Annotated in this window: 16 protein-coding genes; 7 read left to right on the top strand and 9 right to left on the bottom strand. The window is 33.4% G+C overall.

Features of this window, described 5'->3' with window-relative positions; translation table 11 throughout:
- Positions 1-19: 19 nt before the first annotated feature.
- Positions 20-751 carry a hypothetical protein gene (locus tag H593_RS0105935; RefSeq protein WP_147231599.1) on the bottom strand — a complete coding sequence of 244 codons (732 nt, stop codon included), beginning with the start codon at positions 749-751 and terminating at the stop codon, positions 20-22.
- Between the two features lie 324 nt (positions 752-1,075).
- Here H593_RS0105935 and H593_RS0105930 point away from each other — a divergent pair, with 324 nt between their 5' ends.
- Together H593_RS0105930 and H593_RS0105925 are read left to right on the top strand one after the other, a co-directional pair.
- Positions 1,076-2,053: a pyruvate dehydrogenase complex E1 component subunit beta gene (locus tag H593_RS0105930; protein WP_028871599.1), complete on the top strand. Its 978-nt coding sequence runs from the start codon at positions 1,076-1,078 to the stop codon at positions 2,051-2,053.
- 163 nt (positions 2,054-2,216) lie between these two features.
- Entirely contained in the window at positions 2,217-4,727 is a 2,511-nt protein-coding gene (locus H593_RS0105925) for a DUF5686 and carboxypeptidase-like regulatory domain-containing protein (RefSeq protein ID WP_028871598.1), read from the top strand.
- Between the two features lie 3 nt (positions 4,728-4,730).
- Here H593_RS0105925 and H593_RS0105920 read toward each other — a convergent pair whose 3' ends face one another.
- Genes H593_RS0105920 through H593_RS0105910 form a run of 3 tightly spaced genes read right to left on the bottom strand, consistent with a single transcriptional unit; the run spans position 4,731 to position 5,887 of the window.
- A complete protein-coding gene (locus tag H593_RS0105920) occupies positions 4,731-5,063 on the bottom strand; it encodes a hypothetical protein (protein ID WP_028871597.1) in 333 nt (110 codons plus the stop codon).
- A gap of 6 nt (positions 5,064-5,069) precedes the next feature.
- Positions 5,070-5,450 (bottom strand): DUF4174 domain-containing protein, encoded by a 381-nt coding sequence (locus tag H593_RS0105915; protein ID WP_028871596.1) that lies wholly within the window; start codon positions 5,448-5,450, stop codon positions 5,070-5,072.
- Between the two features lie 56 nt (positions 5,451-5,506).
- Complete coding sequence (locus H593_RS0105910) at positions 5,507-5,887, bottom strand: hypothetical protein (protein WP_028871595.1); 381 nt, start codon at positions 5,885-5,887, stop codon at positions 5,507-5,509.
- A gap of 169 nt (positions 5,888-6,056) precedes the next feature.
- Here H593_RS0105910 and H593_RS0105905 point away from each other — a divergent pair, with 169 nt between their 5' ends.
- From H593_RS0105905 to H593_RS0105890, 4 genes are all read left to right on the top strand, one after another.
- Positions 6,057-6,584 carry an inorganic diphosphatase gene (locus H593_RS0105905; protein WP_028871594.1) on the top strand — a complete coding sequence of 176 codons (528 nt, stop codon included), beginning with the start codon at positions 6,057-6,059 and terminating at the stop codon, positions 6,582-6,584.
- A gap of 193 nt (positions 6,585-6,777) precedes the next feature.
- Positions 6,778-9,216, top strand: a complete 2,439-nt coding sequence (locus H593_RS0105900; RefSeq protein WP_028871593.1) for a sodium-translocating pyrophosphatase — start codon at positions 6,778-6,780, stop codon at positions 9,214-9,216.
- A gap of 184 nt (positions 9,217-9,400) precedes the next feature.
- Positions 9,401-9,526, top strand: a complete 126-nt coding sequence (locus H593_RS21405) for a hypothetical protein (protein WP_261793658.1) — start codon at positions 9,401-9,403, stop codon at positions 9,524-9,526.
- A gap of 377 nt (positions 9,527-9,903) precedes the next feature.
- Positions 9,904-10,899, top strand: coding sequence for an App1 family protein phosphatidate phosphatase (locus tag H593_RS0105890; RefSeq protein ID WP_028871592.1), 996 nt, complete (start codon positions 9,904-9,906; stop codon positions 10,897-10,899).
- Here the strand turns inward: H593_RS0105890 and H593_RS0105885 are convergent.
- From H593_RS0105885 to H593_RS0105865, 5 genes are all read right to left on the bottom strand, one after another.
- Positions 10,889-11,347 (bottom strand): glycosyl-4,4'-diaponeurosporenoate acyltransferase CrtO family protein, encoded by a 459-nt coding sequence (locus H593_RS0105885; protein ID WP_028871591.1) that lies wholly within the window; start codon positions 11,345-11,347, stop codon positions 10,889-10,891. The two genes, H593_RS0105890 and H593_RS0105885, sit on opposite strands and share 11 nt — an antisense overlap.
- A 142-nt stretch (positions 11,348-11,489) precedes the next feature.
- Positions 11,490-12,104, bottom strand: coding sequence for a deoxynucleoside kinase (locus tag H593_RS0105880; RefSeq protein ID WP_028871590.1), 615 nt, complete (start codon positions 12,102-12,104; stop codon positions 11,490-11,492).
- 2 nt (positions 12,105-12,106) lie between these two features.
- Positions 12,107-12,889 (bottom strand): hypothetical protein, encoded by a 783-nt coding sequence (locus tag H593_RS0105875; RefSeq protein WP_028871589.1) that lies wholly within the window; start codon positions 12,887-12,889, stop codon positions 12,107-12,109.
- A gap of 87 nt (positions 12,890-12,976) precedes the next feature.
- Positions 12,977-13,654: a response regulator transcription factor gene (locus tag H593_RS0105870; RefSeq protein WP_028871588.1), complete on the bottom strand. Its 678-nt coding sequence runs from the start codon at positions 13,652-13,654 to the stop codon at positions 12,977-12,979.
- Entirely contained in the window at positions 13,647-15,209 is a 1,563-nt protein-coding gene (locus H593_RS0105865; protein ID WP_028871587.1) for a sensor histidine kinase, read from the bottom strand. Before H593_RS0105865 ends, H593_RS0105870 begins: the two co-directional genes overlap by 8 nt.
- A 123-nt stretch (positions 15,210-15,332) precedes the next feature.
- Between H593_RS0105865 and H593_RS0105860 the strand changes: the two genes are divergently transcribed.
- The gene (locus H593_RS0105860; protein ID WP_028871586.1) at positions 15,333-15,704 is read left to right on the top strand and encodes a hypothetical protein; all 372 of its coding nucleotides are present in this window, start codon (positions 15,333-15,335) and stop codon (positions 15,702-15,704) included.
- Positions 15,705-15,785 lie beyond the last annotated feature (81 nt).

Below are 15,785 nucleotides of genomic sequence, written 5' to 3'. Positions count from 1 at the left end.
TATTTTGAGTGTATATTTATTATAATTTATCTGCTTTTTTGATAATTTTTGGAAGACGTTTTTCTAAGTCTTTCATCAATTGTTGTAATGCACTTTCGCACATTGGTAATATTTTTTCTGTTTTCATAACGGGTATTCCACCGACCATAACAGATGTTTTTTTAGAATTTTCACCTTCGCTTATTGCAAAAACTTTCTTTCCTGTCTTGTCGTAAAGTGCAATTCTAGCATAGGCTCTCATTTTCACCGTAGCTGTTCCACCAATACCAAACCCTTTTTGTAATGCAAAATGGATTTCAACAAACATAACGCCATCGGCTTTGTCACTAAAGATTTTCGCAGTAGCTATTTCATTGTCTTTACCCATAAAGCCTTCATGGATATATTTGTATCCATCATAAACAACAAAGCGTTTTAATTCTTCTTCGTCTTTATCGTATTTAGGTGTAAACGCTATATAGTCTGGATTTGATGCTACATCCTCTTCTGGAAGCAAATCGAAAGGGAATTTCTTTGCGTATGTTCCAAAAAACTCTTCGTGAAACTGCTCTAACATTGGTGTTAGATCAAAATCTGGATTATCTCTAAGCTTTAAAACACTCGCAATAAGTGCTTCGCTTCCAATATCAAGGTCACTAAAACTGATAATCTTATCCGTATAAAAACCAACTACAGCTACTTTTTTATCTTGAGCAAAACCTTTAGTAATTAAGAATAACGCAATACATATGAGCAGTATATTTTTTTTCATTTGAGTTTTTTTAGTTAAAAAATTAATGACCACGAAGATAATTATAAAATTTCAAATTTTACTATGCGTGCATAATAAAATTTTGTGAAAATTTGATTATTGATAGTTTAGCTGTCAATATGATAAGTTTTATTGTCTTATTAGAAGATATGTGTAAAATTAACACTAATAATTTTTTATAGCAAGGCTCATTTCCGAAGGAGAACAAGAGTATTCGTAATACATATAATCTTGAAGTTATTTGATTTCTATTTTCGAGCTTATTTTTATGTGATAGTATTATCAATAATTATTACTTTTGCTATTCGTTAAAAAAAGAAATACATGAAAACAATTCAATTTAGAGAAGCGATCTGCGAAGCCATGAGCGAAGAAATGCGCAGAGATGAGAGTGTTTATTTAATGGGTGAGGAGGTTGCAGAGTATAATGGAGCTTACAAGGCCTCAAAAGGAATGTTAGACGAGTTTGGTGCAAAGCGTGTGATTGATACACCTATCGCAGAGCTTGGTTTTGCTGGGATTGCTATTGGCTCTACAATGACAGGGAATCGTCCTATCGTTGAGTATATGACCTTTAACTTCTCTTTAGTTGGGATTGATCAAATCATCAATAATGCTGCGAAAATTAGACAAATGTCTGGTGGACAATTTAAATGTCCTATCGTTTTTCGTGGACCTACGGCATCTGCAGGACAACTAGGGGCAACACATTCTCAAGCTTTCGAGAATTGGTTCGCTAATACACCTGGTTTAAAGGTGGTCATACCTTCCAATGTGTATGATGCTAAGGGATTATTGAAATCTGCGATTCGTGATGACGATCCTGTAATTTTTATGGAGAGTGAGCAAATGTATGGTGATAAAGGCGAAGTGCCAGAAGGTGAATATACCATTCCATTAGGTGTCGCTGAAATTAAGAGAGAAGGTACAGATGTGACTATCGTGTCCTTCGGGAAAATCATAAAAGAGGCTTATAAAGCTGCAGACGAATTAGAGAAAGAAGGTATTTCTTGTGAGATTATAGATTTAAGAACGGTTCGTCCTATGGATCGTGATGCAATTTTAAAATCGGTAAAAAAAACGAATAGATTAGTAGTTCTTGAAGAAGCATGGCCTTTTGGAAACATCTCTACGGACATTGCCTATTTAGTACAATCTGAAGCTTTTGACTATTTGGACGCCCCTGTAGTGAAAATTAATACAGCAGATACGCCTGCACCGTATTCGCCAGTTTTATTTGCAGAGTGGTTGCCTGACTACAAAGAGGTAATTAAAGGAGTACATAAAGTGATGTACAAGTAAATATTACGCAATTTTTTGCGTTATTAAAACTTCATCTACTATCGGCAGATAACTTGTAGCACGATCGTTGATGAAGTTTTTAGTTTAAAATATTATCCAGTTTAAGAGCTGGGAATTGCAATTTTTAACCCCAAAAAAGTATACATTGCAGAGACCTATACTAATGAAAAAAAAGCTCCTCGTTTTATTATTTTTCTTCGGAATAAGCTTCGCTTATGCACAAACCAAAGTAAGTGGTTATGTCTATGATGAATTCAATGAGCCCGTCGCTTTTGCAAATATCTTGTTCAAAGGATCTACAGAAGGAACCATTTCTAATGAAGATGGGCGTTTTTACCTCGAGTCTGAAAACACTTGGGACATCCTTATTGTTTCATTTTTGGGTTATGAACGTCAAGAAATTAAACTGGAGCAGAAAGTTAACTACGATTTAAAATTCATATTAAAGGAAGAGGCGGGAGCTTTGGACGCTGTTCTTATCGTTACAGGAAAGCAATCTAAAAAAGCATCTGAAAACCCAGCCATTAGAATCTTAAAGAAAATATGGGAACGCAAACGAAAAAACGGATTGCAACAATTTAAACAATATGAATATGATAAATACGAGAAGGTAGAATTTGATCTTAATACGATTGATAGCGCTTTAATTAAAAGTAAGCTTTTTAAAGGTATGGAGTTTGTTTTTGAAGAAGTAGATACGTCTAGTATTACAGGGAAAACCTATTTGCCAATATTTCTTAATGAGGCTGTAAGTAAAGTTTATGGCGATAATCTAATAAAAAAGGAAAAGAACGATCTAAAAGGGAATAAAAACTCAGGCTTTAGTAATAATCAAATGATCATTGATTTTATTGATGATCTCTACGCAGATTTTAATATCTATGATAACTATTTAAAGTTTTTTGATAAGAGTTTTGTGAGTCCGTTATCTAGAACAGGAGTCCAAACCTACAACTATGTTTTGTCTGATAGTGCCTTTATTGACAATAAATGGTGCTATAATATTGTGTATTACCCAAGACGTAAAAATGAATTAACGTTTAAAGGTGATTTTTGGGTTAATGATTCTACATATGCTATTAAGGATATCAATCTTCAAGCTTCAAAAAGCGCCAATATTAATTGGGTCAAAGAAATTTATATAGAGCAGGAATTTGAGGTATTAAATGATACACTGTTTTTGATTAAGCGGGATTATATGTTATCTGATTTTGCTTTGAACAAAAAGGAAAAATCTCGTGGTGTTTATGGGAAACGGACAACTTTATACGATAATTATGTTTTTGATAAGCCCAAGGATGAAGCATTTTACGATGTAGAAGTTTATAACTACAATGAAGATGCTTACAATCGCGATGATGATTTTTGGGTGCAAAACCGAATGGAATCTCTAAACAAAGATGAAAAAGGTGTCTATAAAATGTTAGACACCCTAAAAACAGTTAAGAAGTTTAAGCGACTCTATAATGTTGGAAGTATTCTAGCCTCAGGTTATATAGAAGTACCAAGTCTTAATATGGATATTGGACCTATCTTCTCTATTTTTGGGTTTAATGAGGTTGAAGGAACTCGAATACGTGCTGGCGGACGAACTTATTTTGGACCCAATGATCTTTGGCGAGTAGAGGGGTTTTTAGCTTACGGATTTAGAGATGACAAGTTTAAGTATGGTATTTCGGGGAAATGGTTGATCGATAAAAAGAATCGACTCATTATTTCTGGTGGAAACAGGCGAGATGTTGAGCAAATAGGCGCAAATTTAACCGCTTCTACTGATGTTTTAGGGCGTAATTTAGCGTCTTCTGCAGTTGTAAATACGAGTGTTAATGACAAATTAACAAGTGTGAATATAACAACGTTAGGCGTGGAAATTGAACCTAGTAAGAATTTTGTGTTGCGTACTAGCGGAACTTATCGAACTCTAAATTCTGCTTCACCAACATTTAGTTTGGATTATAATGATCCAGAATCTGCTACCGGGATTTCTTCGGAAGTTAAACAGTTTGAGACTGCCTTGTCACTATCGTACTTTCCTAATCGGAAAATGACAGGTTATGGTGTAGAGCGTCGCACAGCTAATGACGGATTTGCGAGTTTATTTGCACAGGTCACTCGTGGAGATCAAGCTTTTTTTAATAGTGATTTTAATTATACAAAAGTTCAATTTTCATATATCCAACCTTGGCAAGTTGGTGGATTTGGTCGTTTAACCACAACTATTGAAGCAGGTAAAACATTTGGAGAGGTGCCTTTAGCATTGCTAAGTGTGGTTCCAGGAAACCAATCGTATTTCTCTATTTATAATACGTTCCCGCAGTTAGATTTCTATGAGTTTATAACAGACACCTATGCCTCATTACATTTAGAGCATAATTTTAATGGACGCTTTTTCTCTAGAATTCCATTTCTTAAACAATATAACTTAAGAGCTATTATCGGTATTCGAGGGGTTTGGGGAGATTTATCTGCAGATAATATTGCGCTCAATAGTACAGGAAACCCTGTAGAAACGCCTTTAATTGCACCAAATGACCAAATGTATTACGAGTATAGCGTTGGTGTTGGTAATATTTTTAAAATACTGCGTATTGATTTTAACTTTAGAGGTAATTACTTAGATACTCCAGATGCGAGACCTTTTGGTGTTACCGGTAGTTTTGGGTTTAGTTTTTAGAAATTAAAAATCTGGCATATAGTAAAAGACGACATAAACGAAAGACCAAGCACAATACAGCAATGTTCCTGAAATATAGAAAAGCCATCTAAAGTTTTTAACACTTAATTTTCCTTTAAAATAATAGGCGTCTAAAAGCTCAATTATGATTCCTGTAGAAAATAATACATTGGCTAGTAGTCCCCAAAGTACTACACCAAATAATTCTAAAGTTAAAAACGAAAATTGATTAGTTCTAACAAGAGCTAATACACTAAAGAAGCTAACTGCTATATTAAACCAAAGTCTTTTTGGCTCCCACCATTTAAGAATATCCTCTGTTGTATCTCCAATCATATATAATTAGTTTTTATTTCCCGTTTCAGCCCGTCGCATTGGCATCCCATCAATTATAGCAAACAACTTATTAGTCGTTAGTAGTTCGTTTTGTCTCAGTTTTTCGCCACCATCTAATCCTATAAGTATGACTTCAAATGTGTTGTCATTTGTTTTCATCTTTTGGTATAGTTCAGGTCTTTTCGTCCATTTATTTTCTTCGGAAACCCTTTGACTATAATAACTTGGTGTGATTTGATAAATAATCAATTTTCTGTATTTAAGATTTTTTTCTTGGTTTTGTAATGTTTTAAGTTGATTCTGAAATTTTGGAGTGTTTGTATTATTGGTTGCTATTAATAGTACTCTGTCTTTCCATTGGTGTTTTAAAAGGTCTTGTGCGTTCATTTGAAAGCTTAGGAATGTTATCAATGAACATAGGAGGATGTTATGGAGTTTCATTTTTAAGGTTTAGTAATTGAACGATTAAATGCTATCCATCCTGATAATGAAATGATAACGACCAAAAATAACAATCCAATTATAACAGTGACTATTTCAATGACGCTGTGAATCAAAAAGTCATTTATAACAGAAGGCTTTAAATAGCCCTCTGTTGTTGTCGTCATTAAGATGGGTGTCATGGCAAATATAATCACTAGAAAATATCCAGTAGATGTCATTGCAGACTTTAAAATTAGATCAGTCAGTTTATCTTTCTTATTAAAAACTAATAAGTTAGTGACTGCTGAAACAGAAAAGCGAATGAGTAAAGCGCTAGTCAGAATAGTTATATTGGCTAAAGTATTCCAGTATTCTAATCTTATTTCTAAGTCTAGTGGCATGTTTTTGAATGGTAGGGCTCAAAACACTTATAATTCATTTCAATTATCAAATGTGTTCTGTTTAACTTTTACAACCCTAAAAATATTGCCAAACTCAAACAATATAATATCTTTGCATCCCAAAAAAAGAATAACAGGCCTATTTCCGTAGGAGAAAAAATAAAAGACCATGACAGCAACTGGAAAATTAACCTTTGATGTATTGATAGAAATACCAAAAGGGAGTCGTAACAAATATGAATATGATTTTGATCTTCATAAAATACGTTTTGATCGTATGTTATTTTCATCAATGATGTATCCTGGAGATTATGGATTTATTCCAGAAACTTTAGCTTTAGATGGTGATCCATTAGATGTTTTGGTCATGGGAACCGAGCCAACATTCCCAATGTGTGTGATGGAAGTGAAGCCAATAGGCGTGTTTCATATGGCAGATGAAAAAGGACCAGATGAGAAGTTGATTTGCGTCCCAGTAACTGATCCTATCTGGAATATTTATAATGATATTGATGATTTGAATCCGCATAGAATTAAAGAAATCACTCATTTCTTTCAAGTTTATAAGGATTTGGAGAAAAAGAAAGTTGACATTGGTGGATGGGGAAATGCACAGGAAGCGTACGAGATTCTAAATAAATGTATTGATAGATACGAGAATAGTGAACATAAAGTCAATGGAAATTTTACAATTTAATTGTTGAATCCCAATAAAATCTTAGACCCTTCAACAATAAAATTGAAGGGTTTTTTAGTTTTAAGAGATTTCACTACTTTTGACCAGCAAATTTCAGTTCAGTTTTGGGATAGAAAGTGATTAAAGGTCGCTTTATTACAAAATGTTTACTCAGAAAGGATGTATAACTAATAAATCAAAATAAAATTAAAATATGGAGTCACTAATGATTTACCTGCCAATTGCTTTGGCGCTTTTAGGATTAATTTACATGTTTATAAAAAAAGCATGGGTTATGAAACAAGATGCTGGAGATGGTAAAATGAAAGAAATTTCAGATCATATCTACGAAGGTGCATTGGCATTCTTAAACGCTGAATATAGATTACTAGCAATATTTGTTGTAATCGTAAGTATATTACTTTTTGCAGTATCTCTTTTAGTAGATACAACACATTGGCTTATTGTCATTGCCTTTATTTGTGGAGCTATATTTTCTGCATTTGCAGGAAACATGGGAATGAAAATCGCAACTAAAACAAATGTTAGAACAACACAAGCTGCTCGTACGAGTTTACCAAATGCATTAAAAGTCTCTTTTGGAGGTGGAACTGTAATGGGGCTTGGGGTTGCTGGTTTAGCTGTATTAGGTTTAACAGGTTTCTTTATCTTTTTCTACCAATACTTTATGGGTGGAGCAGAAGGGGTTTTTTCTGTAGAGAAAATGACGATTGTTTTAGAAACACTAGCAGGATTCTCGCTAGGAGCTGAGTCCATTGCATTATTCGCACGTGTTGGCGGTGGTATATATACCAAAGCGGCAGATGTTGGAGCTGATTTAGTTGGTAAAGTAGAAGCTGGTATTCCAGAAGATGATCCTCGTAACCCTGCAACTATTGCAGATAACGTTGGAGATAATGTAGGTGATGTTGCTGGAATGGGAGCCGATTTATTTGGTTCTTACGTTGCAACTGTATTAGCTGCCATGGTTCTTGGTAACTATGTAATTAAAGATATGGGTGGGTCTATTGACGATGCCTTTGGTGGTATTGGTCCAATCTTATTACCAATGTCTATCGCTGGAGTTGGAATTATTATTTCTTTAATAGGAACGATGCTCGTAAAAATAAAAAGTAACGATGCTAAAGAATCTCAAGTTATGAGTGCTTTAAACGTTGGGAACTGGGTATCCATAGGTTTAGTTGCCATATCCTGTTTTGGTTTAGTCACTTGGATGTTACCAGAAACTATGCAAATGAACTTCTTTGGTGAAGGTTTGCAAGAGATTTCTTCAATGCGTGTATTCTATGCAACACTTGTTGGTTTAGTCGTTGGAGCAGGAATTTCATCTGTAACAGAATATTATACAGGATTAGGAAAATCTCCTATCTTAAAAATAGTACAACAATCTTCTACAGGAGCAGGAACAAATATTATTGCAGGTTTAGCAACGGGTATGATTTCTACATTCCCATCAGTATTATTATTTGCTGGAGCAATTTGGTCTTCTTATGCTTTAGCAGGGTTTTATGGAGTTGCTTTAGCAGCTTCTGCGATGATGGCAACAACGGCTATGCAATTAGCAATTGATGCTTTTGGGCCAATTGCTGATAACGCAGGTGGTATTGCTGAAATGAGCGAACAGGAACCAATCGTAAGAGAAAGAACAGATATTTTAGATGCCGTTGGAAATACAACAGCAGCAACCGGAAAAGGATTTGCTATTGCTTCTGCTGCATTAACATCATTAGCACTATTTGCTGCGTATGTAACGTTTACAGGAATTGATGGAATTAACATCTTTAAAGCGCCAGTATTAGCCATGTTATTTGTTGGTGGAATGGTGCCAGTAGTATTCTCTGCTTTAGCAATGAATGCTGTTGGTAAAGCGGCTATGGAAATGGTAGAAGAAGTACGTCGTCAATTTAGAGAGATTCCTGGAATTATGGAAGGTACTGGGAAACCAGAATACGATAAATGTGTCGCTATTTCTACTAAAGCCTCTTTAAAAGAAATGATGTTACCAGGTTTATTAACGATCGGTTTTCCATTAGTAATTGCATTTGTGCCTATGTTATTTGGTATGGATAATCTTGCTATTGCTGAAATGTTAGGTGGTTATATGGCTGGAGTTACTGTATCTGGTGTGTTATGGGCAATCTTTCAAAACAATGCAGGAGGTGCTTGGGATAACGCTAAGAAATCTTTTGAAGCTGGTGTAGAGATTAACGGTGAAATGACTTACAAAGGTTCTGAGGCGCATAAAGCTGCAGTAACTGGAGATACAGTTGGAGATCCATTTAAAGATACATCTGGACCATCAATGAACATTTTAATTAAATTAACATGTTTAATTGGTTTAGTCATTGCTCCAATTTTAGGAGGTCACGCTGATGAAACTGTGTTAACTAATACTGTTAATACTGAAGAAATTATTAAAACTGAAACTGTAGAAATTAATGAAGATGGAACTGTTGGTAAAGCGATGGCTACTTTAACTAAAGTTAGTACTAAAAATAATATAACAACTACAGAAGAAAAAACTCTTGAAGGAACACTAGAGGAGGTTCATGCTAAGGTAAAAGCTTTAAACAATAATCAAAGTGTTGACGATGTGAAAATCAAAAAAACGATTACTGAGGAAGTTGAGTAAAACTACTAATTTCAAAATTATAAATATTAAAAAGCCACGTTTATCGTGGCTTTTTTGTATTTAATAATCAGGTTTTTATACCTAGAGCTAACTGTTTGTAATGTTTTATTTTTAGTTGTGTAATGGAGGCTGCAAATAACATATAGTAAATACTATCTAATCCTTTGAGGTTGTACAGTATCAAATGCATCATGAGAGAGTGCTAACAGATGGTGGTGGAAATCCAATTCATAATGCATTAGGTGAGGTGCTTGTTTTTGATTGCGTTAAACGCTGTGATGCTACACACAGAAATATAGGTTTAGGCTGAGCGTATTCTGGAGTCAATCTCAATTTTGAACTCGTTTTAGAGCATTTGGCAACAGCTGTACCGCAATGCATGAAGCAAATTTTAGACTATAAAAATAAGTTTAAATCGGTGGTTATAAAAATTTATGATTTGATCATAAGGTTGGTAATTTAGAACACGATATAGCCGTTTATGAGTTGAATTTTGTTATCTGCGTAAAAGATAAACGAAAACAATCAGAGTTTCTCTTGAAATCTCAAAACAAACAACTTATAAATCTATTATTAAAAATAAAGACTGATATTGAGTAACTTATCATAACCGAAGTTAATTACAGTAACATTTAAGATTTTATTTTTCTTGATTTTAGTATCTTGAACGTCTAATTCAATAGGTTAGTGTTTAAAAAGGATTCTTTACAAGTTATTACATTTCAAAGTTATGGTACAGATACTCATTTTTATATGCGTGGTCGTGCTCTAGAGGATGAAACTATAAATCTGGAACAGAAGGGACTGTTTGGTTTGTTGATCAATTCTTTTAAGCGATTTGAAAGTGATGAGATCAAACATACTGAACTTAAAATAACGCTACCAAACGGAACCATTTTAAAAACTACAACAGATGACCATGGTTATTTTAAGATTGATGCCCAATTAGAAGGATTAAGTGCTTTAACGAATGACGACGGTTGGCTTAGTTTTGAGGTTGCTTATGATGATGTCAATATCAAACGTAGTATTCAAAACTCTAATCGATTTCCCGGTGAGTTATTAATACCAGGTATTAAGGCTGAATATGGCGTCATAAGTGATATAGATGATACAATAATTCACACGGGAGTAGTATCTACCCTTAAATGGAAAGTCTTAATCAACAGTATTTTTAAAAGTGCCACTAGTAGGATTCCATTAGAAGGCGCAGCAGATTTTTATCACAAGTTACATAGAGGTTCATCTGGTAAGCATGCTAATCCTATTTTTTATGTGAGCCATAGCCCGTGGAATTTATACCGTTATCTCGAATTCTTTTTGAAACAGAATACGTTTCCTAAAGGTCCTATTCTACTTAGAAGTTTTAAGGACATATTCAAAAAGAAGTCTGGAGATAGGCCTCAAAAGCATATTGAAATTATCAATATTTTGAAAGCTTATCCCAAATTTAAATTCATTTTAATAGGAGATAGTGGGGAACATGACGCAGATATTTATATAGAAATTGCAGATGAATTTCCAACACAAGTTACTGCGATATATTTGCGAAGTGTCAAGCATAGAAAAAAAATGCTCAGAATAAGAGCTCTATTTAAGAACTATGATCAAATACCTGTGTTATTGGTAGAAAGTAGTGATGAGGCTATTGAGCATGCTAGGGAACACTCTTTTATCGCTTAAGTATTCTATCAATTCGTGTTTTATTTTGTTGTTGTAATAAAGAAGGATATAAGTTGAAGATTATATTGAATATAAAAAGGATGACTGCATAAGTAGCTAGTCCGTTTATTAATTTTATAACGCTCACTACAAGAATAGCAATGAAGGTCACAAAATGACCGATTTCTGCATAGACCATTTCAGTTCTAATGTCCTGTAATTCTGAAGTGCTAGGTCGCGTTTTAAATTTTAATTTTTGATTAAAATATTTAAAAAACGTATGTTTTACTAGCCATTTGAAACCTGTCAATCCAATGGCTCGATTTGTAGATTCTTTTTTTATAAAATTAAAGTTAGAAATTAATGAGTAAAAAGGCATTGATTTGATAGCATTGTTAAGCAATAATCCAATGGTCCAAGAGGCCAATGTGAAAACAAAAGCATTAAGAATATAGATTAGAATAGTCATCTCAATTAAGTTTGATTTAGCCTCGCGTTAAGGATTGAACGGTCTGTTTGAGCTCCTCGAAGAGAGCGAGTAGTGAAAGCCTGACATTTTGTGATCCTGCGAGGTTTTTGAAACCTTGTAGTTATAAGCAAAATGTAACGCCCTAAAACAAACCATTTATCTGCGCATCAATCTTATTGATGATTTCACCAAGATCTTCAGGGTTTGCAACAAAGTCTAAATTATCAACGTCTATTATCAATAAATTACCTTTATCATATGTTGTAATCCAAGCTTCATAACGTTCGTTAAGTCTGCTGAGGTAATCAATACTAATAGAATTTTCATAATCGCGTCCACGCTTGTGAATTTGTGACACTAAATTAGGGATAGAACTACGCAAGTAAATCAATAAATCTGGCCCTTCAACAAAGGACTCCATAAGGTCAAAAAGAGAACGGTAATTTTCAAAATCACGGTTAGTCATTAATCCCATGGCATGCAGATTGGGAGCGAAAATATGCGCATCTTCATAAATGGTTCTATCTTGGATGATATCTTTACCACTCTTGCGAATTTGAGACACTTGACGAAACCTACTATTTAAAAAATAGACTTGAAGGTTAAAACTCCAACGTTCCATCTGATTGTAAAAATCATCTAAATATGGATTGTCAACCACATCTTCTAATTGTGGTTCCCATTTGAAGTGTTTAGCTAGTAATTTAGTAAGTGTAGTTTTTCCTGCACCAATATTTCCTGCGACAGCAACATGCATATTTATTTGAGTTTTAGTTGGTATTTATGAAGTATTTTAGAGTCGTAAATATACACCGTTTCATTGGTTAGTAAAAACTGATTTATTAACAATTTTGGCATTGAAATAGGGCGAATAGTTTCGGCTTTTTGCGATTTATAAAAAAGATCAGTTTCTGTTTTTAAAATGAGGTTCTCATTATCTGCAGCAAATGAAGTGTAGCCTTTGTTTTCGAGTTTCGAGATTAAACTTCCGAAGTAGGTATATTGATACAAATATTTTTCAGTGAGCATCCAGCAATAATTATAATCGCTCGCTAATGCTAAAACATTTGATTGTATAGGCACAGTTGTAGCTCTCACCTTGTCGGTCTTATAATCATAGAGTTCTAATTGTTGGAGATCTTGATTAAAAATCCAAAGTGTATTATCATAGCCAGTCGAGATATGAGATACATTTTTATAAGGTTGCTTAGTATTGAAATCAACTTTAAAAATTTCGGCTAATCGATTATCGAGAATTAGAATCGTATTGAAATCCTGATAAAACACGTTGATTTTTAATGGATTAAAAGCATTAACTGTCGTTGGGAAACCCAATTGAACGTTGCTGTAATTAATAGCTGGTTTATCAGAAGATTTTTTATAGAGGATATTGCCAATGGTATAATAAACCGTCTCAAAATTATCTACAGCTATAATTTCATCTGCTTTGAAAGCGATTGCGTTAACAGGAGTTAACCCAATTTGAGATTGAGCAGCAGCCATGGAGGTGAAAATCAATAAAATGTATCTAATTAAAGCCATAGGTGTTTTACAAAACTGAAAAGTACAAAAATTGAACCAGTATTTAGATAACTATAATTGTGATCGTAGATGGTGTGATTTTTTAATTTAGAATACCAATTTGTATCCAAATCCACGAACATTGATAATTTGTATGCTATCGTCTTTTTTAAGTTTCTTTCTCAGTTTGGTGATAAAGACATCCATGCTTCGCGCCGTAAAAAAATCATCTGTTCCCCACAGTTTATTGAGTATAAGTGAGCGATCAAGTACTTTATTTTTGTTTTGTACCAAGTGATATAATAAATGTGATTCTCGGTGTGTTAAGGGTTGTTCATTAGACTCAAAATATAATATTTGCTTAGGAAAATTAAATGTGTAATGCCCTACTTTTATAATATCAGCTGTTTTTTGGACTTGTGTGCGGTTGAGTAAATTATTGATTCTTACAATAAGTTCTTCCATACTAAACGGCTTTTTGAGATAGTCGTTACCACCAATATTAAAACCTTCAACCACATCTCTAGTTTGTGACTTTGCTGTTAAAAAAATTATAGGAATACTATCATCAATTGCTCTGATCTCCTTAGCAAGTGTAAAGCCATCTTTTTTTGGCATCATGACATCTAGGACTAAAATTTTTGGAGCTTGTTTTTTATAGGTCTCAAAAGCGATGTTTCCATTCTCACAAAGCAAAACATGAAAGTCTCTAGTCTCTAAGCTTTCCTTGATAATCTGTCCTAATGCTGGCTCGTCTTCTGCAAGCAAAATAGTAGTTTTAGACATTTGACAGTTGGATTTTAAAAGTTGTTAGTTGTTTTTTGAGATCAAGATCAATCGATCCATTGTGCTTTTTAATAATTTCATTAGCATAATACAAGCCAATTCCAAACCCTTTAACGTCATGCGTGTTTCCTTTTGGTACACGATAAAACTTTTCGAAAATTCGGTCTTTGTCTACCTTTGTTAACGATGATCCGTTATCAGAAATTGAGATGTCTATATGATTCACAGTCTGTTTTAGAATAATATGTATGGTGTTGCCACCATATTTACAAGCATTATCAAGAATATTATTAATGGCATTTTCAAAATGAAAAATATCTACATGTGCAAAAACAGCAGCTTCAATGTCATGAGATATCATTTTTTTTTGATCATTAAATTTATGTTTCTCTGTGATTGTGGTAATCACTTCGGAAATATTATAAGTATCAAAATTGAGTTCTAAATTATCACTATTTAGAGAAGCAGTCTCCAACAACTTTTCAACCATAGTATTTAATTTTGATAATTGAGATCTTGACATCTCTAAATAGGTTTTCGCTTTCTCTTTGTTGTCAATCATATTGAAATTCTGAAGACTCTCCAAAGCAACACCAATAGTAGCAATAGGTGTTTTGAACTCATGCGTAATATTACTAATAAGATCATTTTTAACTTCTGCTAGTTGTTTTTGACGTTTTATTATCTGTAAAAGATAGAAAAGACAACTAATGACAGATAAAACTAAAAGTGTTGAAATGACGATTCCCCAAATGATGCGTTTGAAGACATCATTTGAAATAGTATTAAATAAGATGCTTAATTCACTGTTTTTGGGTAGTAATGCCGATTTAGAAGAGGTGCTTAAAAATGATTTTAATTGAACCGAATCTATAAATTCTATGTCTTTTTCAACCGCGTTATAATAATCAATATCGGTTGAAGGATCTTTATATTTGATCGTATAATTAATACCTATATCCTTTCTGAGAAGTTCAGATTGTAATAACGTATCAATGCCTTTTAGCGATAAAGAATCTGTTTTCATCGATATTATAATCTTAGATGTAAACTGTCTTAAACTTTTATCTGAAAATAGGGTGTCTTTATTTGTAGAAGCTATGGAAAGCGTATCTACATTAATATTTGTAATACGATTTGAAGGCGAATCCTTAAAATCGACAGTAGCGTTTAATTGCATTTGACTAATAATAGAGTCAGCCTTTGGTCCTTTAACTACAGAAACACCATTCAATAAACTTGGGTTAATAGAATCAATACCACTAAACCCATCGGTGTCAGATTCAGTGATAGAGCTCATGATACTATCAAATCTACCATTCTTAAGGAAGTCTTTTTGATTCATACCTTGAAAGCTAAAACCAATGGTGCTATTTTCGGCCAAATTAGCATAATAGTCATCCACCGCTTTATCTAAACTTGTTTGTACATCATTGACAAGTTGCTGTTTACTAGATAAATAGTTTTTGTAATTCCAGTAGGCTTGAATCCCTATTGTAGACAGTATTACAATGACAATAACATATAGTATAGATCTGTATTTAGTATCGTTCATATTCCAAAAGTAAATGTTAAAACCTTTAAAAGCTAATCGGTTAACACACGTTAACATTGGTTAACTATAATCTATGTAAGGCAGAATTATATTTGTAGTGTATTAATCACAAAATAAAACATCATGAAAACAGTATTTACATTTTTAGGACTTTTAATTGCAACAGTTACGTTTAGTCAAGCTCAAAATTTAGAAGGAAAGGTGACCACAGAAAACATTAAAATCACAAATTTGAGTGTTTCGGTAACAGTAGACTCGGCAGAAGAAGTTAAGACTACTTTTGATATGAAAGACATCAAGAGCATATTAAATGAAGTCGAAGGCGATGAAGAGATCTCTTTTGAAATTACGTGTAACGGGGAAAAAATATCAGAAGGTGTTACAAAAAAAGTGTCCTATCGTGTGACGGGAAATTCAAATGATAAAGATGCTTTTTTGAAGCGTATAAATAAAATTAGAAAAGCAGCAATTACATATTATAACAATAAAGAGTAGTCATTAAATGAGCTTTGAAAAACACTTAATGAACCTTTGTTTCTAGAGCTCATTTTCTATAAAATCAACATTTAAATACAT

The organism is Psychroserpens burtonensis DSM 12212 (assembly GCF_000425305.1).
GTDB lineage: Bacteria > Bacteroidota > Bacteroidia > Flavobacteriales > Flavobacteriaceae > Psychroserpens > Psychroserpens burtonensis.
The sequence above is the reverse complement of the archived record's forward strand: the minus strand, read 5'-3'. Positions and strand labels throughout refer to the sequence as shown.